At 56.2% G+C, this 22,556-nt stretch carries 26 protein-coding genes; 10 read left to right on the top strand and 16 right to left on the bottom strand.

Annotated features, from left to right (window positions below; translation table 11 throughout):
* Window positions 1-7: 7 nt before the first annotated feature.
* The 11 genes from DYU11_RS24030 to DYU11_RS23980 form a co-directional block, all read right to left on the bottom strand.
* Window positions 8-865 carry an NmrA family NAD(P)-binding protein gene (locus tag DYU11_RS24030; protein ID WP_119670269.1) on the bottom strand — a complete coding sequence of 286 codons (858 nt, stop codon included), beginning with the start codon at window positions 863-865 and terminating at the stop codon, window positions 8-10.
* A 72-nt stretch (window positions 866-937) separates the two neighbouring features.
* Complete coding sequence (locus DYU11_RS24025; protein ID WP_119670268.1) at window positions 938-1,633, bottom strand: helix-turn-helix transcriptional regulator; 696 nt, start codon at window positions 1,631-1,633, stop codon at window positions 938-940.
* 105 nt (window positions 1,634-1,738) lie between these two features.
* Window positions 1,739-2,272: an anthrone oxygenase family protein gene (locus DYU11_RS24020; protein ID WP_119670267.1), complete on the bottom strand. Its 534-nt coding sequence runs from the start codon at window positions 2,270-2,272 to the stop codon at window positions 1,739-1,741.
* Between the two features lie 68 nt (window positions 2,273-2,340).
* Window positions 2,341-3,192 (bottom strand): NmrA family NAD(P)-binding protein, encoded by an 852-nt coding sequence (locus DYU11_RS24015; RefSeq protein WP_119670266.1) that lies wholly within the window; start codon window positions 3,190-3,192, stop codon window positions 2,341-2,343.
* Between the two features lie 108 nt (window positions 3,193-3,300).
* Entirely contained in the window at window positions 3,301-4,110 is an 810-nt protein-coding gene (locus DYU11_RS24010) for an AraC family transcriptional regulator (RefSeq protein ID WP_119670265.1), read from the bottom strand.
* Between the two features lie 45 nt (window positions 4,111-4,155).
* The gene (locus tag DYU11_RS24005) at window positions 4,156-4,719 is read right to left on the bottom strand and encodes a dihydrofolate reductase family protein (RefSeq protein ID WP_119670264.1); all 564 of its coding nucleotides are present in this window, start codon (window positions 4,717-4,719) and stop codon (window positions 4,156-4,158) included.
* Between the two features lie 321 nt (window positions 4,720-5,040).
* Entirely contained in the window at window positions 5,041-6,405 is a 1,365-nt protein-coding gene (locus DYU11_RS24000; protein WP_119670263.1) for a TrpB-like pyridoxal phosphate-dependent enzyme, read from the bottom strand.
* Between the two features lie 104 nt (window positions 6,406-6,509).
* Window positions 6,510-7,484: a threonine ammonia-lyase gene (locus DYU11_RS23995; protein WP_119670262.1), complete on the bottom strand. Its 975-nt coding sequence runs from the start codon at window positions 7,482-7,484 to the stop codon at window positions 6,510-6,512.
* 132 nt (window positions 7,485-7,616) lie between these two features.
* Window positions 7,617-8,213: a bifunctional nuclease family protein gene (locus DYU11_RS23990; protein ID WP_119670261.1), complete on the bottom strand. Its 597-nt coding sequence runs from the start codon at window positions 8,211-8,213 to the stop codon at window positions 7,617-7,619.
* A 106-nt stretch (window positions 8,214-8,319) separates the two neighbouring features.
* Window positions 8,320-9,282: an electron transfer flavoprotein subunit alpha/FixB family protein gene (locus tag DYU11_RS23985; RefSeq protein ID WP_119670260.1), complete on the bottom strand. Its 963-nt coding sequence runs from the start codon at window positions 9,280-9,282 to the stop codon at window positions 8,320-8,322.
* A gap of 104 nt (window positions 9,283-9,386) precedes the next feature.
* The gene (locus DYU11_RS23980) at window positions 9,387-10,124 is read right to left on the bottom strand and encodes an electron transfer flavoprotein subunit beta/FixA family protein (protein WP_119670259.1); all 738 of its coding nucleotides are present in this window, start codon (window positions 10,122-10,124) and stop codon (window positions 9,387-9,389) included.
* Between the two features lie 190 nt (window positions 10,125-10,314).
* Here DYU11_RS23980 and DYU11_RS23975 point away from each other — a divergent pair, with 190 nt between their 5' ends.
* Window positions 10,315-10,644, top strand: a complete 330-nt coding sequence (locus DYU11_RS23975) for a tetratricopeptide repeat protein (RefSeq protein ID WP_119670258.1) — start codon at window positions 10,315-10,317, stop codon at window positions 10,642-10,644.
* Here DYU11_RS23975 and DYU11_RS23970 read toward each other — a convergent pair whose 3' ends face one another.
* The gene (locus DYU11_RS23970; protein ID WP_119670257.1) at window positions 10,645-11,454 is read right to left on the bottom strand and encodes a hypothetical protein; all 810 of its coding nucleotides are present in this window, start codon (window positions 11,452-11,454) and stop codon (window positions 10,645-10,647) included.
* A 233-nt stretch (window positions 11,455-11,687) separates the two neighbouring features.
* Here DYU11_RS23970 and DYU11_RS23965 point away from each other — a divergent pair, with 233 nt between their 5' ends.
* Window positions 11,688-12,137, top strand: coding sequence for a GNAT family N-acetyltransferase (locus DYU11_RS23965; protein ID WP_119670256.1), 450 nt, complete (start codon window positions 11,688-11,690; stop codon window positions 12,135-12,137).
* Window positions 12,138-12,197: 60 nt separating this feature from the next.
* The gene (locus tag DYU11_RS23960) at window positions 12,198-12,518 is read left to right on the top strand and encodes a hypothetical protein (RefSeq protein WP_119670255.1); all 321 of its coding nucleotides are present in this window, start codon (window positions 12,198-12,200) and stop codon (window positions 12,516-12,518) included.
* A 9-nt stretch (window positions 12,519-12,527) separates the two neighbouring features.
* On the opposite strand, the gene DYU11_RS23955 is transcribed toward DYU11_RS23960, so the two are convergent.
* Window positions 12,528-13,172, bottom strand: a complete 645-nt coding sequence (locus DYU11_RS23955; protein ID WP_229366003.1) for a Crp/Fnr family transcriptional regulator — start codon at window positions 13,170-13,172, stop codon at window positions 12,528-12,530.
* Window positions 13,173-13,279: 107 nt separating this feature from the next.
* Between DYU11_RS23955 and DYU11_RS23950 the strand changes: the two genes are divergently transcribed.
* Both DYU11_RS23950 and DYU11_RS23945 read left to right on the top strand, forming a co-directional pair.
* Window positions 13,280-13,696 (top strand): OsmC family protein, encoded by a 417-nt coding sequence (locus DYU11_RS23950; protein ID WP_119670253.1) that lies wholly within the window; start codon window positions 13,280-13,282, stop codon window positions 13,694-13,696.
* A 244-nt stretch (window positions 13,697-13,940) separates the two neighbouring features.
* Window positions 13,941-14,858 carry an N-acetylmuramoyl-L-alanine amidase family protein gene (locus DYU11_RS23945; protein ID WP_229366002.1) on the top strand — a complete coding sequence of 306 codons (918 nt, stop codon included), beginning with the start codon at window positions 13,941-13,943 and terminating at the stop codon, window positions 14,856-14,858.
* On the opposite strand, the gene DYU11_RS23940 is transcribed toward DYU11_RS23945, so the two are convergent.
* On the bottom strand, window positions 14,850-16,034 hold the full coding sequence (locus DYU11_RS23940; protein WP_119670251.1) for an Nramp family divalent metal transporter: 1,185 nt from the start codon (window positions 16,032-16,034) through the stop codon (window positions 14,850-14,852). The genes DYU11_RS23945 and DYU11_RS23940 overlap by 9 nt on opposite strands.
* 389 nt (window positions 16,035-16,423) lie before the next feature.
* Window positions 16,424-16,810, bottom strand: a complete 387-nt coding sequence (locus DYU11_RS23935) for a winged helix-turn-helix transcriptional regulator (RefSeq protein ID WP_310589498.1) — start codon at window positions 16,808-16,810, stop codon at window positions 16,424-16,426.
* Between the two features lie 126 nt (window positions 16,811-16,936).
* On the opposite strand from DYU11_RS23935, the gene DYU11_RS23930 reads away from it, so the two are divergent.
* The 5 genes from DYU11_RS23930 (at window position 16,937) to DYU11_RS23910 (ending at window position 20,722) form a co-directional block, all read left to right on the top strand.
* Window positions 16,937-17,593, top strand: coding sequence for a DsbA family oxidoreductase (locus DYU11_RS23930; RefSeq protein WP_119670250.1), 657 nt, complete (start codon window positions 16,937-16,939; stop codon window positions 17,591-17,593).
* 41 nt (window positions 17,594-17,634) lie between these two features.
* Window positions 17,635-18,762 (top strand): alkene reductase, encoded by a 1,128-nt coding sequence (locus DYU11_RS23925; RefSeq protein ID WP_119670249.1) that lies wholly within the window; start codon window positions 17,635-17,637, stop codon window positions 18,760-18,762.
* 49 nt (window positions 18,763-18,811) lie between these two features.
* The gene (locus DYU11_RS23920; RefSeq protein ID WP_119670248.1) at window positions 18,812-19,249 is read left to right on the top strand and encodes an organic hydroperoxide resistance protein; all 438 of its coding nucleotides are present in this window, start codon (window positions 18,812-18,814) and stop codon (window positions 19,247-19,249) included.
* 66 nt (window positions 19,250-19,315) lie between these two features.
* On the top strand, window positions 19,316-19,891 hold the full coding sequence (locus tag DYU11_RS23915; protein ID WP_119670353.1) for an ester cyclase: 576 nt from the start codon (window positions 19,316-19,318) through the stop codon (window positions 19,889-19,891).
* Window positions 19,892-19,960: 69 nt separating this feature from the next.
* Entirely contained in the window at window positions 19,961-20,722 is a 762-nt protein-coding gene (locus tag DYU11_RS23910; RefSeq protein WP_119670247.1) for an SDR family NAD(P)-dependent oxidoreductase, read from the top strand.
* Window positions 20,723-20,969: 247 nt separating this feature from the next.
* Here the strand turns inward: DYU11_RS23910 and DYU11_RS23905 are convergent, their stop codons facing one another.
* Window positions 20,970-22,490, bottom strand: coding sequence for a hypothetical protein (locus tag DYU11_RS23905; RefSeq protein ID WP_229366000.1), 1,521 nt, complete (start codon window positions 22,488-22,490; stop codon window positions 20,970-20,972).
* Window positions 22,491-22,556 lie beyond the last annotated feature (66 nt).

Here is a 22,556-nt window from a genome sequence, read left to right as displayed (position 1 = left end):
CCTGCAATCAATTACTCACCAATTCGTTAACGTACTGCTCAAGGGTGGTTTTGCCACGTATTGGAGAGGTTGGTAATTCGTACGCTTTGTTTCGGACGATCTCGGTCATGGCCGCCATCGACTCGGCCGCCAACGGCGAGAAGCCCACCGCCATCAGGGCTGATCGCCACTGCTCAGGGGGCGTTTCGACAGCGGTCACCGGCTTGCCCAGCGCGTTGGCAAAAGCATTCGCCACATCCGTCGACGAATACGGTTCCGGTCCTTCCACGTAGTGCAGGCCGGTCTGGCTGAGCGGCTCCATCATCAGGTCGGCAACTACCTGGCCGATGTCGCCCGGGCTTACCATCGGCAGTTTTAGATCAGGCGGATAGAATGTATGAACAACGCCGTCCTGCCGCGCCGTTTGCAGCGACATATCCCAGTTGCTCATGAAATAAGCGGCCCGTATCGTACTGACCGGTAATGGCATACTCCGCAGAGCCTGTTCCATCTCATATAGTACACCCAGGTCACCGACGTGCTTACCGGGTTGAGCGCCGTACGTGGATTGGGCCACTACTTTTTCAATGCCCGATCCATCTAAAGCCTGTAGGATTGAAGCCAGGGTTTTTCGTTCCTCGGTGGCCGTATCCGTGGCTGGAGCCGCCGGAGGATTCAGCAAAAACAGACGTTTGCCAGTCCTGAAAACGTCGTGTAAGGCCTGAGTGTGCAGCACATTCACGACGACTGTGTTGGCGCCCCGCTGCTGCCAATGGTCAACGTTTTTTGGCTTGCTGGTAATGATCGTAACCGACTCCCCGCGCTCAAGGAGCGTCTGGGCTGCTGCGGAGCCCACATGCCCCGTACCACCTAACAGAATGTGCATACCAAGTGAGGTTTTGTACCAGGCGCAAACGTAATGAGGGCGTGCGACAGCCCTATGTCAGGGGTCTTAAAATTAGTTTCCCAGTGTTCTGAAATACTCGCTAAGCGTGAGTTTGTGGGGTTCAAACGTATCGGACAACACCGTTATGGCTGCAATCCGGTCGAGCCGGAAGATGCGGTAGGCGGTTCGAAGACGGCACCAGGCCACCAGCAGCCAGTTTTCCTGCGTGTTCAGTAGGGCAAACGGTTCCACGACCCGGACGGTATGGTCGTTGTCGAGGGAGTGGTAGGTTAGGTGAACCGGGTTATGATTCGTCAGAGCCTTCTGTACTATCGATACGTAATCGCTCGTTTGTTCACGTTGCGGATTCTGGTAAAATTTAATGCGTTCGGCCAGCAGGTTGGCTTTGTCCCGCGTGTTGTAGCGCAGGACTGCTTTTATTTTGTTCACCGCTTCCGCATAGGCCCCGGCAAAGGAAGCATCTTTGTTGAGCGCGATAAGCTGTCCGGCCGTTACGATGGCATTGGCCTCCTCTTCTGTAAACATGACCGGGGGCAGTCGGTAGCCATCGAGTAAGGTATAACCTTTGCCTTCTTCGGTCACGATGGGCACACCGGCCTGTTCCAGCGCCTTCATGTCGCGGTAGATTGTCCGGACGCTGACGGAAAAACGGTTGGCCAGCTCAGGAGCCGTCAGCCGGTGTTTGGTTTGCAACTGCGTCAGGATGGCAATGAGTCGTGAGAGTCGCTTCGTTTCGGTATCGTTCATGAACGTATCAAGGGTCAGCTAAAGAACGTAGCCGGGCTCTCGAAATACGCAAAATCTGTGTGTTTATAGTTTCCGTTCTGTCAGATTCTCCAATTCGACAGAACCTCAGGGAAGTCTGGAACTCATCAGCCCGGCGGTAATCAATACTTCGGTCAGGATGGCTGCCAGAGTACGTATGCTGTTTAACCGGTTCCAGGGCTGCTCGAATCGTGCGCGCATGGCCGTGATGTCCTCTTGCGTGGCCGAATCGATATTGAATGCATCCAGCGCATCGTTCAAGGGAACATTGCCTGCCACCGTTACGCCGAATACCCCGATGGTATAGGTCAACGTAGCCCCTAGCAAGAACCAGAAACGGACCGGGGGCGGTTGGCTGTACTGAAGCCACGTACTCAACGGTAATAAAAATAGCGTACCCATGAACCCCACAAAAAACACTGGGTTGAGGATAGCGCGGTTGATGGACTGCATCGTGGATAGATAGGATGTATCAGAGACGCGGGCCAGCCCCGGACTGACGGAGCACGAGTAAGCATAAAACAAGCCCGCCATAAGTGCCGTAGTGATGGCCGCACTCATCAGGACTACGTTTGGCAGGACTGGGTTGAACAGGCTTTCTGATTCGCGGAGAGGGATCATGAATGTCAAGGTTGAGATTGGTTCGCCCCCTTCAGGGGCGGTCCGGCGTACCGGTTGGGGGTATAACGCTAAGCCACTACCTGATGCCAGACGCCCGCAGCGGCTGTTTTTTTGACGTAGTCTGAGAAATCGGTTGGGTTGCGGCCCAGCGCTTTTTCGATACCATCGGCTACACTGGCGTTTCGACCGTCCAGCACTACGGTAAACAAGTAAGTCAGCAAATCAACGTACGCCTGCGGAACCCCGTGCTCAATCAGAGCCAATTTGTAAGCGTCAATCGACACTGGTGCGTATTGAATTGTCCGGCCGGTTGCCTGACTAATTTCATTGACGACTTCGGCAAACGTAAGCAGCCGTGGCCCCGTTAGTTCGTACACCTGGCCGTTGTGTCCGTGTTCCGTCAGCGAGGCCACGGCTACGTCTGCAATGTCGTCGGCATCGACAAACGGCTCCGGGATGTTGCCGGCCGGCAGGGCGACGAAACCTTCCAGAATCGGTTCAATCAGATAGCCCTCGCTGAAATTCTGATTGAACCAGCTCGCCCGCAGAATCGTCCAGTCAATGCCGGATTCCATAATGAGCTGCTCACTTTCCTGAGCTTCGGGTTCACCCCGGCCCGATAGCAAGACCAGTTGGGTGACGCCGGCGCCGACCGCCGTTTGGGTGAAGGCTCGGATCGCATCAACGGCGCCGGGAACGGCGAGGTCCGGCTGAAACGTAACGTACACTGCCTTGATACCGTCGAGAGCGGGCTGCCATGTGGTCTGGTCGAGCCAGTCGAACCTGGGCGTGCTGGTGCGGGAGCCAATCCGAATAGGCCATCCTTTTTCCTGAAGGCGTTGCGCCACGCGTTGTCCTGTTTTTCCCGTGCCGCCCAGCACCAATACCGGCTGTTTGTCCTTCGGTTGTCTGTTGTTCATGAGTTCTGTGCCTGACTGGTACGACCAGTCGTTTTTTGGTTGTCTGTGAATTCCCAGACAAACCTACGGTGGTCGCAACGGGCGCAATAGAACAAAACCGACAGCGTCTTAGTCGGGGGTCAGGGTAGGGAAATTTCGGGTCAACGGATTTTGGTGCTGTTGATACTGTTCCGGCCGGATTCCCGTAAACTCTTTGAACGTTCGGGTGAAGTGCGACTGGTCGGCGTATCCGGCGTCGAAGGCAACGTCGGACAGTCTATCGTAGCTCCGGTTCTTCAATTGATGCAGCGACGCCTGAAACCGGCAGATGCGGGCAAACAACTTGGGTGAAATACCCACGCTTTGCTTGAACCGACGTTCCAGACTCCGCTCCGAAAGCCGCAGGTTGTGCTGCAACTGCTTCACGGTTACGTTGCCGCCCGCTCGAACAATATGATCCAGCGCCTGGGCAACCACCGGGTCAGTTGCCGGGTCGTTACGTTGCAGATGGGCCGACAGGTACGTAAACAGGCGGTCGAACGGGTCGGCGGAGGAAGTTTGCCAGACCTGTTCGAGCCGGTGCATATCGCGAGTCTGGGGCAGTTCATCCATATCCATACACCCGTCGGTGAGTTCAAACGCGTTAAGCCCAAACAGGGTGTTCAGGGCGTCGGGGTAGAAGCAGACCCCCACCATCATGAATTGCTCCGACAAGTCAAGCTGCGTTGGTTCGGTCGATTGACCATACAGAAGAACCCTGGGCAGCTTCCTGCCGTATTGATGCACCTCCCCGATTTGGGCGAAAAGGATACCAGGGCAGCCATCGGCTACGATGTGGAGGGTATTCAGCTGCGCAGCGTCCGTTTCGTTCGCCAGCCGCCAGGCGTATCGAACAAAACGGGCGAGCGGCCGGGGTGGTGAAATCAGTTCGTACGGCATACAGTCAAATTTTCTGGCAGTCCAACGATGATGACAAGTGAGCCATTAACCTTGTGCGGGCTGGTAATGCTGCACAACAATGCCGCAGGCGAAGGAATTGGCTTCGACCAGGTTGAGACTCGTTCGGTCAGCGAAAATGGCCAGGCCTTTTCCCAGAGCCACCGGGCTGACGAATAGATACAAGTCGTCGATCAGGTTGTTCTGGATTAACGAGGAGACAAACTGGGCTCCTCCGTACACGATAATGTCCTGACCCGCCTGCTTCTTCAACGTAGTGATCTCATCAACCAGGTCACCTTTGGCCAGCACCGTGTTGGGCCAGGCTGACTCGCCGAGGGTTTTGGTAAACACAACCTTGTGGGTGTCGGTAAACTTTCGGCCGGCTTCATACTCAGGATTGGTCCGATCGGCCGCTACGGAAGCCCAATAAGGTATGAACCCTTCGGCCAGGTTTCGGCCAAGAACGATACAGTCAACCGGTTCGGTCAGGGCGGAAACGAAGCGCTTTAGTTCATCATCCCACTCGAACGCCATCCAATCCATTTCATTAGTTGGCCCGGCGATGAATCCGTCGATGGAAATCTGCACCTGCAATTTGAGCTTTCTCATGGTTCTGTATTCGTTGTTTGCTTGTACCTGATTTGTTCGTGACAAAGGTACTACCCGGCTTCTTGGCTCATGGGTGGTTAATCCGACAAAACGCAGGGGCAACTCCGACAAGGGCATTCAGGCATTCAGGTAAGCCCAAAACTACCGAACGGCAGGGACGCCTGATAGGACAAAACCGACACAAAGGCGAAGGTACGCTACAACTGCAATGAGGGGCTCAACGACTAACAACTGTCCTTGTCTTCGACGTTGCGAAGACAAGGACAATGAACGTAATGACAACCGTTTCTGCTCTACTACCCGCGCTGAGGCCGTCCGGCACTAGGCAATCAACGGCGTATCCAGCTCCGCCAGGGAGGCCAGAATTTCCGCCTGCGTAACTTCGTGTTCGACCAACTGGCCGGATAGATACTGCTCGTAAGCCGCCATGTCGAAGTGCCCGTGGCCGCAGAGGTTGAACAAGATTGTTTTGGCTTTACCTTCCTCTTTCGCCTGCCGGGCTTCACGGATAACGGCCGCGATGGCGTGGTTTGCTTCCGGAGCCGGAATAATGCCCTCCGTCCGGGCGAACTGTACGCCGGCGTCAAAGCACTGAAGCTGATTGTAAGCCTGCGCTTCGATGAGACCGTCGCGCAGCAGCTGGCTCACAATGGCTCCGGCACCGTGGTAGCGCAGCCCACCGGCGTGGATGGGAGCCGGAATGAAGTTATGTCCCAGCGTGTACATTGGCAGCAGGGGCGTCATGCCAACGGTATCGCCCAGGTCGTAGCGAAATACGCCCCGCGTCAGTTTAGGGCAGGATGCTGGTTCGGCCGCGATGCAGCGAATCTGCCGGCCTTCTTCCAGGTTATAGCGCAGAAACGGAAAACCAATACCGGCGAAGTTTGAGCCGCCACCAAACGGGGCTACAACAATGTCGGGGAAGTCGCCCGCCTGTTCCAGTTGCTTCACGCATTCCAGTCCGATGACGGTCTGGTGCATGAGTACGTGATTCAATACGCTGCCCAGGGCATATTTGGTCTGTTCATCGTGCAGGGCCATTTCAACGGCTTCCGAAATGGCAATACCCAGGCTGCCCGGCGAATCCGGGTGATCGGCCAGGATGCTTTTTCCGGCAGCCGTTCGGGTGGAAGGCGACGGATAAACGGACGCTCCCCAGGTGTTCATCATCATTTTGCGGTACGGCTTACCGTCGTAACTGGCCCGCACCATGTACACCTCGCAGTCGATGCCAAAAAGCTGGCAGGCAAAGCTTAACGCACTGCCCCACTGCCCCGCGCCGGTTTCGGTCGTAATTTTGGTAACGCCTTCCTGTTTATTGTAGAACACCTGGGGCACGGCCGTATTCGGTTTGTGCGATCCGGCCGGACTAACGCCTTCGTATTTGTAATAAATACGGGCCGGTGTGTCCAGCCACTTCTCCAGGCCTGTCGCGCGGAACAGGGGAGTAGGCCGCCAGATTTTGTAAATCTCACGGACTTCGTCGGGAATCGGCACCCATTTCTCGGTGGTGACTTCCTGCTTAATCAGTTCGAGGGGGAACAGGGGGGCCAGCATCTCCGGACCGATGGGCTCTCTGGTGGCCGGATGGAGCGGAGGCAGCGGCTTGTTCGGCATATCCGCTACAATGTTGTACCACTGTTCCGGTACGTCGGTTTCGGCAAGGAGGTATTTTTTCTGGGTCATGATGGGTATAAGAATTGATTGTATGCTGACCAAAAGGTATTGAAAAGCGGCCTGTCATCAAAAGAATGGACAGCCTTTCTGAAAAACGCAGATTTGATTGAGCCTCAGAACGGAAGCTTCCCTAAATCGACATTCCCGCCGGTCAGAATAATACCAAGCTTTTGCCCCGCAAACCGTTCGCTGTTCGTCAGGACCACGGCCAATGGCACGGCACAGGAGGGTTCAATGATGATTTTCATGCGTTCCCAGACCAGGCGCATGGCAGCGATAATTTCCTCATCCGAAACGGTCAGAATCTCCGATACGTGTTCGCGGATAATGGCCAGGGTACGGTCGCTGAGGGTCGTCAGCAGGCCATCGGCGATGGTGTTGATGTAGGGCGCTTTTTCGACCTGTCCACTCTGAAACGAACGAATGGCGTCGGCCGCGCCGTCCGGTTCTCCGGCAACAACGGTGGTGCCGGGGGAGAGGTAGTGCGTAGTCAGCGCCGTACCACTCAGCAATCCACCGCCCCCAACCGGAGCCAGGATGACATCGAACGGACGATCCTGCCCGAAATCTTCGATCAGTTCCTTAGCCGCTGTGGCCTGGCCCGCAATAACCCGGTCGTCGTCGAACGGATGGACCATGGCCGCACCGGTGCGGGCCATTACGTCCCGAACGCCTTCCTCGCGGGCGTCGAGTGTGGGTTCGCACTCGATCACTTCGGCACCATACCCCCGAACGGCGTCTTTCTTAACCTGCGGAGCCGTACGCGGCATAACGATGTAAGCCGGGATACTGATTTGCCGGGCTGCATAGGCAATGGCCTGGGCATGGTTGCCCGACGAATGCGTCGTTACGCCAAAGCGACGTTCGTCCGGCGTTAGCTGGAGCACGGCGTTCAGACCACCCCGGGCTTTGAACGCGCCGATTTTCTGGAAGTTTTCGCACTTAAAGAAAAGCTCAGCCCCGGCGCGCTCGTTGATCGTCTGATTCGTCAGTACGGCCGTGCGGTGAACATGCGGACGAATGCGATCGTGGGCGTCGCGGATGGTATCGAGGGTGATGGCCGTAGGAACAGACTGGACGTTGGACATTGGATGTTGGCTGATGATGCAGGACGTGGCCCTGAGCGACCACGACGTAAACGACTGCAAAGAAACAAAAAAGCCGCCAGGTTCGTCACCCTGCGGCTTTATGTCCGGCGTGCAATCGCCAGTATCCGGAAACTAGTTCCGCTTACTCATTTCGTCACGTATTTTGGCTGCCCGCTCGTATTCCTCATTGCCGAGGGCTTCGTCGAGCATGCGTTGCAGTTCTTCGGCCGACGCATTTTTCAGCTGATCGCCAAACGAGCGGTTCGACGACCGGCTCGACGAACGCACCAGTTCTTCCTGTTCTTCCTCTTCGTCGTTGACGCTGGCCGTAATGCCCGCTTCCGAAAGGATGGACTCGTTCGTGTAAATCGGTACGTTGAACCGGATACCGATGGCGATGGCGTCGGAGGGGCGCGCATCGATCACAGTTTCCCGAACGCCGTCCGAGCAAACGATTTTGGCAAAGAAGATGCCTTCCCGCAATTCGGAAATAACAATCTCCCGGACCGTAAACTTGAACTTTTCGGCAAACTGTTTGAAGAGGTCATGCGTCATCGGCCGGTTCGGCACAATCTTTTCGATTTCGATGGCAATAGCCTGCGCTTCAAACATGCCAATGATTATGGGTAACCGACGGTTACCGTATTCCTCTCCCAGCACCAGCGCAAACGAACCTGACTGCGACTGGCTGGGCGAAAGTCCTAATATCTCCAGTTTAATCTTATCCACGGCGCGAATTTAGCAATTTAAGTGATGAGTTATGAGCGATAAAGCATGAGGAATGTGTAAGCTGTCTGTTTTTTCTACGCAACGCTCATAACTCACCTGGTATCGCTTACAACGCCTGAACCGCCTTCGTCAGTCGTGGCAATACGTCAAATACGTCGCCGACGATGCCGTAATCAGCCGACTTGAAGAAAGGGGCTTCAGGGTCTTTGTTGATAACAACAATTACCTTCGAGGAGTTTACGCCGGCCAGATGTTGTATGGCACCGGAGATGCCGCAGGCAATGTACAGGTTCGGGCTGATCTTCAGGCCGGTCTGCCCAACGTGCTCTGAGTGAGGCCGCCAGTCGAGGTCGGATACGGGTTTAGAACAGGCGGTGGCCGCGTGCAGGGCCTTGGCCAGGCCTTCTACAATGCCCCAGTTTTCCGGTCCTTTCAGGCCGCGTCCGGCCGACACTACAAAGTCCGCTTCGGGCAGCAGTACGTCGCCGGTGGCTTTATCCGTGCTTTTTACGGCAATGCCGAAGTCGCTGTCGTTCAGCGCGGGCGAGAACGTGTCGACCGACGCCGTGGCGTCTGACTCCTCAACGGTAATCGTATTTTTCTTAATGGCCAGAATTTTTACGTCGGCCGTCAGGTCGGTAAAGGCAAACGCTTTGCCCGTGTAAATGCTCCGCTTCACCCGGAAACCGTTTGATAAATCGGGCAGTTCAACGACGTTGGCGGCCAGACCTGCCCGCAGTTTGCCGACGAGCCGGGCGGCCATGGCATCAGCCAGCGACGACTTGGCCAGCACAATCACCTTGGTGCCTTCCTGCTGGGCCGCGGCCGCTACGACCGTTGCGTAGGCCATGCCGTTGGGTTCATTCAGTTTGGCATCGGAGGCATGCAGTACGTTAGTGGCACCGAAACGCCCGGCCGTAGCCAGTTCGCTTTCGTCGGCCTGGCCAATCACGATGGCTGTTGCGGACGTACCCAACTGTTCGGCAACTTTAGCGCCGTAGAATATGGCTTCCTGAGATGATTTTCTCAGCTTTCCTTCGTCTAATTCTGCAAAAATGAGGACTGACATGGTTAATTGTAGTTAGTGGTTTGTGGTTTGTGGTTTGTTGTTCGTGGTTTGTCGTTGCTCCGCCTGGTCCAACAACAAACCACGAACAACAAACCACAAACTGATTAAATAACTTTCGCTTCGGTACGGAGCAGTTGGATGAGCGTTTCCACCTGGTCGGCCGGAATCATTTTTACGTTGCCCCGGGGCGCCGGCAGTTCGTAGCCGGATACGTTCGTGAGCGTGTCTTTGCTGGTTGGCTCAACAACTTTGAGGGGCTTGGTCCGGGCGGTCATGATACCACGCATGTTAGGAATCTTCCACTCGGCGATCGGCTCCTGGCAACCCAGCACCAGCGGCAGTTTGGCTTCCAGCGACTCCTTGCCGCCTTCGATTTCGCGGACGATGCGTGCCGTATCGCCGTCAATGTCGAGCTGCATGACGGGAGAGATGGACGGCATGCCCAGCAGTTCACCAACGATGCCGTGTACCTGACCCCCGTTATAGTCGATGGATTCGCGCCCCATCAGAATCAGGTCATACTTATTCTCCTTCGCGATGGCCGCAATCTGCTCCGCTACGAAAAACGCATCGGTAGGATCGGCGTTGACCCGGATCGCATCGTCGGCCCCAATGGCCAGACATTTGCGAATGACCGGCTCCGTATCGGCTTCGCCGACGTTCAGCACCGTTACGGTTCCGCCCAGTTTTTCTTTTAACTCGACGGCCCGCGCCAGGGCGTAGTCATCGTAAGGACCGGTGATAAACTGCACACCGGCTTTATTAAATTTGGTGTTGTTATCGGTGAAGGTAATTTTGGTGGTGGTGTCGGGGACACTCGTTACACACACTAAAATTTTCATGGTATTGACGATTTGTGGTTGTTGTAGTGTTGGCCGTGCGTGGCTGGTGGGAATCGGGCGCTGTGAACCGGGTCAGACGTTCTGTACAGACCCGGTTCACAGCGCCCAATTCCCACCAGCCGTAACATGGCGCGGCTAAATTACAAACAGTCCTAAAAAAAGTATGCACGCATACTAATTTTCTGCTTGAATGAATAACGATCGTATCCAACAATTAATTCGATTCGTACAGGAAGAACCGGGAGAGCCCTTCAATGTTTACGCTCTGGCGATGGAATATGTGAACGGGGACTCCGAACAGGCCCGCGCGTATTTTGATCAGCTCCTCGACCAGCACCCGGATTATCTGCCGACGTACTACCACGCTGCGGCTCTGTATGCCGAGCGGGGAGAGCGCGACAAAGCGGCCCGTTTGTACGAACGGGGACTGGCCCTCGCCCGTTCACAGGGTAATGACAAAACCTACCGTGAGTTGCAGCGGGCCAGGCAGGCGTTCGACGACGATGTGGAGGACTGGTAACTACCGGCGCTTTTTACGCTGCCGCTCCTCCACGGTCTGTTGTTTGAAAAGCAGCGGTACGTCGACGGTTTCCGGAATGGAGTACGTAATGGCCAGGTAGCGGGCATCTTTCTGCTTGGGCAGGTACACAAACCCCCGCACCGATTCGCCCGGCTTCAGGGTGTTGGCCCGCAGGGCCAGTTCGCGCCACCGGTATTCCTCATAATCGTAACGCTGCATCCGGTTGGCAAAGGTGCCGTGGTCGATGGCGCGTTTGGCGGCAATGGCCTGATACGCTACGTCGTGACTGACGCGTTTGCTGATCCACTCGCTCCGGGTGCGGCTCCGGCTGGTTGAGGAGACGTCGCTGGCAATGGCCGCTACGAGCAGGATGGTATTAATGACTTTAGCCTGCTTCAGGCGTTTTTCTTCCTGTTTGCGTTTCAACCCCATGCGGCTGGCTTCGTACGAAGGATCGGCCGCTCCCCGGAACAGCGGCTGGTCGGGCGCTACGGGATCGGCCAGAGTATCCTGCTGCGCACCGAGGGCGTAAAAATGAAAGTCGGCCGGATTGACCTCGATGGGTTGATCCGTGTTGTTTTTGATTTCTACGTCGAGCGCTACGTAATCCAGTTCTTCCCGCTCGAACGACGCCACGACCGTAACGCCGTTGCGGTCGGCCTTCGTCACCGGTCGGCCGTCGAGTTGGACGATATCGCCGGAAGCAGGCTCCAGCTTGTACGTGGTCAGGGTCGTCGGCGCGCAGCCGCTGAACAGGGCGCTCAGCAGCGCCATCGGCAGGAACGGTTTCAGAAAGTAAAGAGGCCGCATACTAGTCAGGAATCAGGTGAATACACGTTGGGTTTTCGCATCAGGGCTGACCACCAGATGGTAAGCAGTACGTTTCAGAGGCTGCTACTGTTTATGCTCCGGATTAACGTCCAACACTGAGAGATTCTGTATACTTGTAAAGATAAACAGGAAGTTTCAGATTCTGTTTGAATCCTACATCGACGTTCGTTCATAAGGATGAATGGCAACCACGTCCTACCCAACTCCTTGCTATGCTGGAACTTATACCCATTGCGCCGACGGCTGCCGAAAACCGCCAGTTTGCCTCGCATCCCGATTGCGAACCCAGCCTGTCTATGACGATTGAGTTTTTCGAGCGGGTAGGGTATGTGCTGCCCTGGATCGGTTATTTTGCCCGGCTGGGCGACGAGCTGGTGGGCAGCGCAGCGTTCAAGGGCAAGCCGAATGAAGGAAGGGTCGAGATTGCCTACGGGGTGTTTCCGCACTTTCAGAACAGGGGCATCGGTGGGGAAATTTGCCGGGCGCTGGTCCGGCTGGCCCAGCATACCGATCCGACGATCATCGTGATGGCCCGCACCCTGCCGGACATGAATTATTCGGCTCGTTTGCTGCAGCGAAACGGCTTTATCTGCCTCGGAACGGTCTGGGACGAAGACGACGGTGGAGTGTGGGAGTGGCAGTACGAAGGCGCCGGAAAATAAGGTCTGCGGTATCAACATAGCCACAACTGAGTTTACAGACTAGTATTAACCGTTTCTCCGATGACCATTGAACTGTATAAAACCGCTGCTCAGGAGGGTGCCGACACCGTCGACTCGCCCGTTTCGAACCTGCCGGGCAAACTGCCCGACGAGGAACCAGCGCTCGATCCGGACGATCTGCTCGGTACGTTCGACTCGCGCGAGGAAGCACTGGTATTTTTAAAAAACCTGCTGGCGGCTGAGCAGCAGGTGATTCTCGACAGTCGGATTGTGCCGTTCAGCCAGTACACGCACATCGAATCGCTGACCGTTACGGTTCGGGATGATGACGCTGCGCCCCAGCGCCGGCAATATTACCTGGTTACCGACGAAGGGTACTAAGCCGATGCTTCATCGCTGAGCTACCTGCGCCCGGATGCGGCTCAGCGACGGCCCTTTGATACCCAGGTAGGACGCAATGTGGCCCAGCGAAACCCGATTCAGCAAATCCGGCTGGCTGGTCAGCAGATCAACGTAGCGTTCCTCCGCCGACTGCATCAGTAAGCTCTCCGAACGAGTCTGGTTGGCCAGAAAATACTGCTCGGCCAGGAGTCGGCCAAAACGCTCCCAGCCGTGCGACTGCGGGTAAAGCTGGCGCAGTACGTCATGATCAATAACCAGCAGTTCAGCATCCTCCAGAGCCTCGATCAGGTACGGGCAGGTGGTTTGGGTCAGCAGACTTTTCAGCGACGTCAGGAACGTATGTTCGGCGATGAAGTACAGGTTGTGTTCCTGCTCGGTGGCCGGATGGACGTAATAAACGCGAAAAATTCCGCTCAGGACAAAACCTACCTGACGACAAACCGAGTTACTAAAGGTAAACAGTTCGTGCCGGGCCATGCGTCTGACCTGCCAGTGATCGCGGGTCAGTTGACAATCGGCCTCCGTAAGTTGGGCAAACTGCTGTAGATGGTGCTGAAGAACAGCGTATTGAGCTGAAGTCATGAAAACAAACGAATCCGGTTTAGAGTACTCATTTCGGTGGGATTGATTCATGAGCAGCACGTACGTTCGATTTTAACATACGTGAAAAATTAAAATCAACCGCCTGGCTACCTTTGTTCGGTCAAAAGTAAATCGCAAACAAATCCCAAGTAAACCTCATGAAAATTACACGTAATGCAACGGCCCACTGGACGGGAACTGGTAAAGAGGGTAAAGGCACCCTGACATCGGCGAGCACCGTACTGAATGAAACGCAGTACTCGTTCAACACACGTTTTGCGGATGGCGTTGGTACGAACCCCGAAGAACTGGTAGCGGCTGCGCATGCCGGTTGTTTTGCCATGAAGCTGGCGTTCAACATCCAGGGAGCTGGTTTCGCGGCCGATTCACTGGACGTTCGTTGCGATATTACCCTGGAAGACAGCGGTATTACCAGTTCAAAACTGACTCTTAAGGCCAGCGTACCGGGCCTGGACCAGGCAAAATTCGACGAGCTGGTGGAGGATGCCGAGAAAAACTGCCCTATTTCCAAACTGCTGAACACCAGCATCAGCGTTGACGCCACACTGGCCTAAAAACTACATGATCTGCGATGCGGACGGATGCCAATCATCCGTCCGCTTTTTGTTTGGGCGGAACCTGACACTACGTTCACCCGCCGATCGCCTGTTACACCGCTTTTTAGGCACCGGTTTGGCTGCCGGCTTACCTGCCCTTACTTTTGTCCGATTCATGTGTAGAGCGTTTGCGGGGTACGTTGCGTTCGGCACGTGGTGAGTTACTCGCCAGTTCACCCCGCCCACTAACGAAGCCAGTGTATTGCTACGACTTTTAGTTTTACTCCTTCTGTTTCCATTTTTCCGAAGCCCGCGACCGGACTTCGGCGACCGTCGGTACGAACCTCTGTTGGGTTCCTGGAAACGAACCGCTTTGCCGGGTTCGATAGCCGACCAACCGAATAAGCGCCAGGTACGCAAACAGCCAAAGCCAAAAAAACGGTCGGGAGTTGCTACGCGCCAGAAAGCAACGGCAAAAAAGACAACGAAAGCTGGTCGCCGACCCCTCAGTGGGGCTGTGTTCTACCTGGCATCGGGCCACGGCGGACCGGATCCCGGGGCGATTGGTCGCTTTGGTCGGTTTCTGCTGCCCGAAGATGAATACGCCTATGACGTCACGATCCGACTGTCTGAGTTGCTGAAACAGCAGGGCGCTACGGTTTACATGATGGTGAAAGACCCCAACGACGGCATCCGGAACGATGCGGTGCTCAAGCTGGACCGCGACGAGCGGGCCTATCCAAATCAGCCGATTCCGCTCAACCAGACGGCCCGGCTCCGGCAGACCACAACGGCCGTGAACCGGTTATACGCCCGGCACAAGGGCGCCTACCAGCGCCTGATCACCATCCACGTCGACAGCCGGAGCAAGGGGCAGAACATCGACGTATTCTTTTACCACCACAGCGGCAGTGCCGTCGGCCGGCGGCTGGCCACGCATATTCACCGACGGTTTCAGACCAACTACCGGCGGTATCAGCCCGGTCGACCGTATTCGGGCACCGTATCGACCCGAAATACGCTCTACGTGGTCAAAAACAGTCACCCGCCCACCGTATTCATTGAATTGGGCAATATTCAGAACCGGCAGGATCAACGGCGCTTCGTCATCGCCAGTAACCGACAGGCGCTCGCTAACTGGATGGCGCAGGGAATCCTGGACGATTACCGGTCACGCTGACAAGGCCAGCCAAACGTTTCGAAGGCCCAGAAATGCCGTAACGCCGACAACCAGCAGCATGGCCACGTTCTGCCAGCGGGAATTACGGTAGCGTTCGTCCAGCAACTGTTTGTTGTTGACGGCCTGGAACAGAAATACCGTTACGATCGGCAGCAGAAGACCGTTGGCCGCCTGAGCCGCAATGATTACCGGAACCGGTCGGACACCCAGCAGCCCGAACGTGAGTCCGAGGCCCATGACCACCAGCCAGACCAGCCGGTATGGGGTCGACGTAGGTGACCAGCCCAGCAGGCTCTGGGCCGTAACGGCAGCCGCCAGCGGAGCCGTAAGCGCCGAAGTGAAACCAGCCGCAAACAAACCAAAGGCAAACAAGGCCCCGGCCCAGGTACCCAGCCGGGCCGAGAGCGTCTGGGCCACCGTCTGGAACGAAAAGTCGCCGGTAATGAGCGTGCCCGCTACGAGGATGGTCATGGAAATCAGCCCGCCGATCAGCACGGCCAGGCCGATACCCCACCGCATTTCGCCCAGCGACTGATCGCGACCGATGCCGGAGCCGAGAAAAAGATTATAGGGAACGATGGTGGTGCCGATCAGCCCGATAACCAGCACCATCGAGTTGGGGGGCAGCGAGGGGGTGATCAGAGCCGCCCCAAAAGCGCCCGCCGATTGTCCGCTGTTGAGGGCTACGTAGGCAAACGCTACCCCCATCACAAACACGACCAGACCGAGAAAATTGGCAATGAGTCGGGTGGAGCCCTGCCACAACAACAGGATGCAAACTGCGCCAACGGCTACAGTCAGGATCGACCCGGGCGCGCCGGTCAGCAGGGTTAACCCCGACACCGCCCCCAGAATATTGCCGGCCTGATAGGCCGCACAACCCAGCGCCACTGCCCCGAACAGCAACCCCGAAATCCAGCGGGCTTTTTCGCCGTACGACCGGGCAATCACTTCGCCCAGACTAAGGCCCGATGCCAGCGTAAGGCGGGCAGCTGCTTCCTGCAACAGGATGGTGCCGAAGGTTGAGAACGTCAGGGCCCAGAGTAACTGGAGATCGAAGGTAGAACCGGCCATGGCGCAGGTCGTAACCGTACCCGGACCGATGAAAGCCGCCGAAATGACGGACCAGAATAAAACGCTGCCGATACCGGAGCGGAGCGAAAGGGTTTTGGGCATAGATGCAGGACGATGGGTAATTCAGCATCGCAAGCTACAGAAAGGGCCGCTATGTTGAAACGGGCATACCAAAGACCGTTGCCCAATTGATTGCGGGCTCTCGGAAAAACGCGTGCTGCCATTTCATCCATCCGATCTGAATTGCCCAGCAACCGTCCGGGTAGTGGCTAATAATCAATCAGCCGAATGACCCGCCGATGACGTATCACCTGGAGTAGCCTGCCCCCGCTGGGCGGGCATTCGTTCCGGGCATCGGTCACGCGGAAAACCTGCTGGAGTTCGATCCACTCACGCGCCAGATTTGCTTCGGCATCTCGGTCGTGCCGCCGAAGCGGATTTCAAGACGTAATGCTTCGTTTATCCGGTTCCGCTGAACTCACTGGCTTCCACTAGTCTGCATCAGCCTTCAGATAGTGCTGCTTCACCCGATCTATGGCCTGGTTCTGCTCCCCCCAGTTGAGCAGTTGCTCCAGGATAGGTATCAGCGATTGAGCCAGCGGAGTTAGCGAATACTCTACCCGGGGTGGTACTTCGGGGTAAACGACCCGCTCTACAAAGCCGTCGCGTTCCAATTCCCGAAGTTGATCAGTCAGCATTTTCTCGGTGATCAGGGGAATGGCCCGGCGTAGTTCACCAAAGCGAATAATCCCACCGTTGATTTGCCAGAGGATAATCATCTTCCAGCGCCCATTGATCAGAATCAGGCTGCTGGTCAGAGGGCAGTTTGTAATCATTTGCAGTTGGTTCTGCGAATTCGACGAATTCAACTTTCTCATAGTCAGCACACTATTATTTTCGTAAGTGGCACACAATTTCGTAACTACTTGATTGACAACAGGTAATGAAGCCAACTTTGTATCGTTGAACGGAACGAAAAAGCAAAACCGGTCAGCGTTACAAAGATGAATCCGGTACAGATTGATATAGTCTCCGATCTGGTTTGCCCCTGGTGCTACATCGGACGAAGACGGCTGGAGGAAGCAATGCGTCAGATTCCCGAGGTCGAAACACAGATTCGCTGGCAACCGTTCGAGTTGTTCCCGCAGATTCCCGTAAGCGGTGTGGAACGCCACGCTCACATGACCCAGGTGTTCGGTTCCGTTCGACGGCGCGATTCGATATTCGCCGAAGTAGCCCGCACCGGCCAGGCCGAAGGAATGGACCTGCGTTTCAATACCATTCGGCACTCACCCAATACGTTCCTCCTGCACCGTTTGCTATGGAAAGCTGGTCAGCAAGGGTACCAGGATACACTCGCGCTGGCTCTGTTCAAGGCGTTTTTCACCGACAACCGGGATTTAACTCAGCTTACTCAACTGGCCACCGTCCTGGCTCCTTTTGGGTGGTCGCCCTCGCAACTTGATCAGTTCCTGACCAGTGATGAAGGAACCGCGACGGTTCGACACCAACAACGGCTCTACCAGTTTATGAACATTACCAGCGTGCCCACCTACATTCTCAACAACCAGATCATGCTGGTTGGCGCCCAGCCACCCGAGCGATTTGTAAAAGCTATCACCCAGGCGGCCCGCATTGCTCCGCTACCAACGGCGGTCTAAGTCAAACGTCATTACACATCCAGTCAAACTACTAAATTTTTATGAATCAGCAACTTCTGTTTGAGCCGTATCGGCTCGGTGACCTGTTATTGCCTAACCGAATGGTGATGGCCCCTTTGACTCGCAACCGCGCTAATGCGCCCGGCGACGTACCGACCGACCTGATGGCTACTTACTACGCCCAGCGGGCCAGTGCCGGTCTGATTATCTCCGAAGCCACGCACGTTTCACCCCAGGCCGTCGGCTACATTCACGCACCGGGCTTGTTTACTCTGCCCCAGGTAGTGGGCTGGAAGCGCGTGAACGAGGCCGTACACCAGGCAGGAGGGCGCATCTTCGCTCAGTTGTTCCACACGGGCCGTATGTCGCTGTCGTATTTTCAACCGAACGGTCAGCCTCACGTAGCGCCATCGGCCATACCGGCTCAGGGGTACAAAGCGACAATCTACGCCTACGATGGCAGCTTGACGCAGGTGCCGTATGGCGAGCCACGCGCGCTGGCTCCGGAAGAAGTGCCCGGTATCATCACAGACTTCGCACAGGCTGCTCGTCACGCCAGGGCCGCCGAATTCGATGGGATTGAAGTCCACAGCGCCAACGGCTATCTTTTAGAACAGTTCCTGAATCCACTGACGAATCAGCGCACCGACCAGTGGGGCGGCTCGATCGAAAACCGCAGCCGATTAACCCTGGAAGTGACTAAAGCAACCGTTGAGGTCTGGGGGGCGGGGCGCGTCGGGGTGCGGTTCTCGCCCTTTGGCAATCTGCACGATCAGCCTTCGTATGCCGAAACCGAAGCCACATACCTCTACCTGGCGGCTGAACTACGTAAGCTGGGCGTGGCCTACATCCATCTGTTCAATCAGGCTACGTTCGGTACGGGTGGTTTCACCGCTGACTTTCTGGCCCGGATGAACGAAACGTTCGGAGGAACGATCATCCTCAACGGCGGACTCACGTTCGAAACTGGTACCGAAGCCATCGCTGCCGGGCAGGCTGATCTGGTCGCCTACGGCCGGGCGTTTCTGGCCAATCCGGATTTAGTCGAGCGGTTCAGGCAGGGGGCTCCCCTCAACGAGGTCAACGGGGCGCGACTCTACGGCGGTGGCGCTGATGGCTACACCGATTACCCTACGCTGGCCACTCAGACGCTGGCATTCACGTACTAAGCAATCAAATTTTCTTCAATACAACCAATCGTTTAAACAAACTAAAATCATGGAAACGCAAACCAGTAAAGGGCTCTACGTAGCCGAAGTAACTACCAATGGCGGCCGCAACGGTCACGCCCAGTCATCCGATAACCTGTTGAGTGTCAATCTGGCCTTTCCCAAAGAGATTGGGGGCAACGGCGGAGCCACCAATCCTGAGCAGTTGTTCGCGGCTGGGTTTTCGGCCTGCTTTGGTCAGAGCCTGTCCTTTGTAGCCTCCCAACGCAAATTGCCCGTAGACGTTAAGAACGTCAGCGTAACGGCCAAGGTACATCTGCTACAGCAGGAAGGTGGTTTTGGCCTGTCGGCCGATCTGTTTATCCAGGTACCCGGTGTGAGCCGGGAAGTAGCCGAAGAACTGGTCGAAGCGACCAGGACGGTATGCGCATACAGCAACGCCACGCGGGGTAACGTTCAGACGACGTACCAAATTATCGAAGGCTAAGTCAATCAGCGCAGCGTGTCCGACGCGCTGCAGCATTTTATCAACAAGCTCATAATCAACACAATCATGCCATCTTTCTCATTCCTGCTACGGACAGCCGTTCTGTCTATTTCCCTACTGGTAGGGGCTACAGCCTGCAACGACGATACGGAAAACGTTAAGCCTAAAGCCGCAGATACTATAGCTGCCAACGCTGCTTTAGGACGCGCTTTTTTTGAAGAAGGCCTCAACGCCGATACGCCGGCGGCACGGGCGGCTGGCTTTACCCGGGCTGTCTCGCCGGATTATCAGCAATACAACGCCATCGCTCCTCCGGGCCGTGATGGGCTGATCGGCTTTGTAGAGGAGTTTTACAAAGCGATCCCCAACCTGAATGCAGTCATCCGCGATGTGTTTGCCACCGAAGACCGGGTTGTGGTGCGCTGGACCATCACAGGTAACGTAACGGGAGCCCCTTTTCTGGGGGTAGCCCCGTCAGGCCAGCGGTTAGAATTTGATGTGATCGACATCTGGACGATTCGGAACGGTCAACTTTATGAACACTGGGATCAGTTCGACTGGCCGCGGTGCCTGATCCAACTCGGTATTCAGGGCTTACCGGCTCCCTTTATCGAAGCAGCCGCCCGCCCGGTAAGACGCTAATCCAGCGACAGGCAGGTCAGCAACCCGGCCTGCCTGTTTACCTCCTTCATCAACAAACACCAACTTATCATGAAAAATCCAGCCGTATTGATTACGGGCGGTGCTACGGGCATTGGACTGGCAACCGCCGAATTGTTTCTTCAACGGGGAGGTCGCGTGGTTATCGCGGGTCGGCGGGTCGAGGTTGGTCAGCAGGCTGTCGATCACCTTAAAGCGTTCGGGGAGGAAATCTTCTTTGTGCAGGCCGACGTAGCCCGGCGGGAACAGGTGCAACGACTCGTACAAACTGCGGTCGAACGGCTCGGACGGCTGGATGTAGTCGTCAATAATGCTGGTCAGGAAGGTACCTTTCAGCCCCTGGTCGACGCGCCCGAAGACGAGCTGGATGCCCTCATTGATACCAACCTGAAGAGCGTATGGCTGACCAGCAAGTATGCCGTACAGCAGATGCTTCGGCAAGGCGACGGTGGCTCGATTATCAACATGTCCTCGTGGCTGGCAGTCGGTGCCTTGGCTGGGTCGAGTATCTATTCGGCTACCAAGGCCGCCCTGGATGGGATGATTCGCCCCATGGCCATCGAAGTGGGTGGACAGCGCATCCGGATCAACAACGTCAACCCCGGTTATATCGTTACGCCCATGTTTCGGCGCAATTTTGACCCCGCCAGCGAGGCCGCCCAATCCCTCATCAACCAAACGCCTGTGGGTCGGTTTGCGGACCCGCACGAAGTAGCCGAACTGGTGTATTGGCTCAGCAGTGACGCAGCCTCGTTCGTAACGGGACAAAGTATTCTGGTGGATGGTGGCCTGACCATTGGCGGGCAGCGCTAAGTCCTTCTGCAGATTGGTCCAATCTGATTACCTATTTAATTGGCTGAGTCGCCTAAACCATTTGTCATTCGCTGGTTGAGGCTCCGATCAGTTGAGGGGCTTTTTAAGGTGGCGCTAACACAACGCCAAACGCTTAAGCAGCACGTTCAAATTACTTTTTGTGCCTGTCAAGAAAAAGTAATGGGTTCAAAAGTATAGTTACCGGAATCTTTACAACCTAACTGGAAAAGCATTTACATGCTTCCGGTTAGGTTGTTTTCCGGCCATATCGGTCAGTCATGCGTTCGGCCCATTGCCGTACGTCCAGATCGCGCAGTAACTGGTGATCGGCCGGGGAGCCGCTGAACGCGTCCAGCCGGGCGAGTACCGCAGCCGACAGCTTTCCGGTCAACCAGTGCCGGAGCAGGGTTAAAACAAGCTGTTCGCCACCCGATACGTTACCGGTGGCATTTAGCTTCCGCTCGACCGAGCGCAGGGCGTAGGTCAGGTAATCTGCGTTGCCGAGCCGGGCGTGGAGCAGGAGGTTCATCAGCCGACTTTGCGCGTACAACGGGCGGGGCAGCGACCGGGCGGGGCGGACCAATACGCGGTTCAGCCGGTGCAATCCCGCCGACAACTGCCCCTGACCAACGTTGAGCCGAACCAGTAGCAACTCAAATTCCGTACGCGCGGGCAGGGCCAGTTGAGCCAGGCCACGCTCAAAGGCCGGGGCATCGGTCAGGAACGTATTGAGTAAGGCGGCCGCATCGGCATAGCAACGCTGGTCGACCAGCGACAGCAGCGAATGGTACAGAACAACGTACGGAATGGTCTGCTTCAGTCCCTGCAGGGGCGTGTCAATGAGCCGCAGTCGGTCGATAAAAAACGGCATCTCCGCGTATTGTTCCAGCAGCCGCAGATCGGTCAGAATACCTTCCAGCAGTTGAACATAATAGAGCGGCTGCTCGGCCCACAGGGTTGGGTTCTGCTGAAATAGAGCGTCTAATTCGCGGTACACCCGCAGGCTGCCCGCCCCATCGCCAATCATGCGAAAGTAGGCCGATTGAAAGTGCAGATGCTGTTGCTGCATGGCGAACGACCGCCCGTGCGGACCCACTCGGCTATGGCGATTTAGCAGTTGATACTCTTCCAGGAGCAGATCGTTGAGCCGGAGTTTGTCGGCGGCACTCGTCATCATACCCTGGGTTCGGTAGCGGAGCAGCAGCGTTTCGTAGAGGGCTGCGTGGTGCAGAGCCGTCTGTGTCCGTTCGAGCTGGGTCCGGATCAACGCGTGCTGACTGGCCAGCGTTGGTTCATCAACCCCGTCGAACTGCCACCGCACCCACTGCTCTACCTGCTGCCGGGCGGCTACGACGACGTACAGCCCTCGTTCGTGTTGTTCGGCCAGCGTGCGGGCTTTTTCCAGCTGGTCCTGGCTGAACTGCACCAGGCCCCGTTCGTAAAGAATCTGACTGTCGTGCAGTAACTGACCGATCCGCACCTCAACGCGTTTGTCCCCTTCAAACTGCCGCAGGCTTTGCATCAGCACCCGGTAGAGGTGTTTGCGGGCAGGTTCGAGTGTAGCGCCGGGAAACGCCCGGTCCAGGTCAGTGGTCAGGGCGTCGCCGGGCGTTTCGTGACGGAGCAGGCAGTCGAACAACCGCAGAAAGCCACGGGTCGCGTCTGGCCGGGCCACGTCTGGCCGGGCTGCGTTCAGCTTATCGCCTGTTTGCCGTCCCGCTACCAGTCGGAAATACCGCTTTTCAGACTTGGTAAGGGAATGGACCATGGGATGTAACACCTCGATAGTCATGTAGAAATAGCTATTTGTGACTAAAGAAAGCCTAATTTTATG

This window comes from Fibrisoma montanum (assembly GCF_003583365.1).
GTDB lineage: Bacteria > Bacteroidota > Bacteroidia > Cytophagales > Spirosomataceae > Fibrisoma > Fibrisoma montanum.
This window is presented reverse-complemented; position numbering and strand designations above follow the sequence as displayed.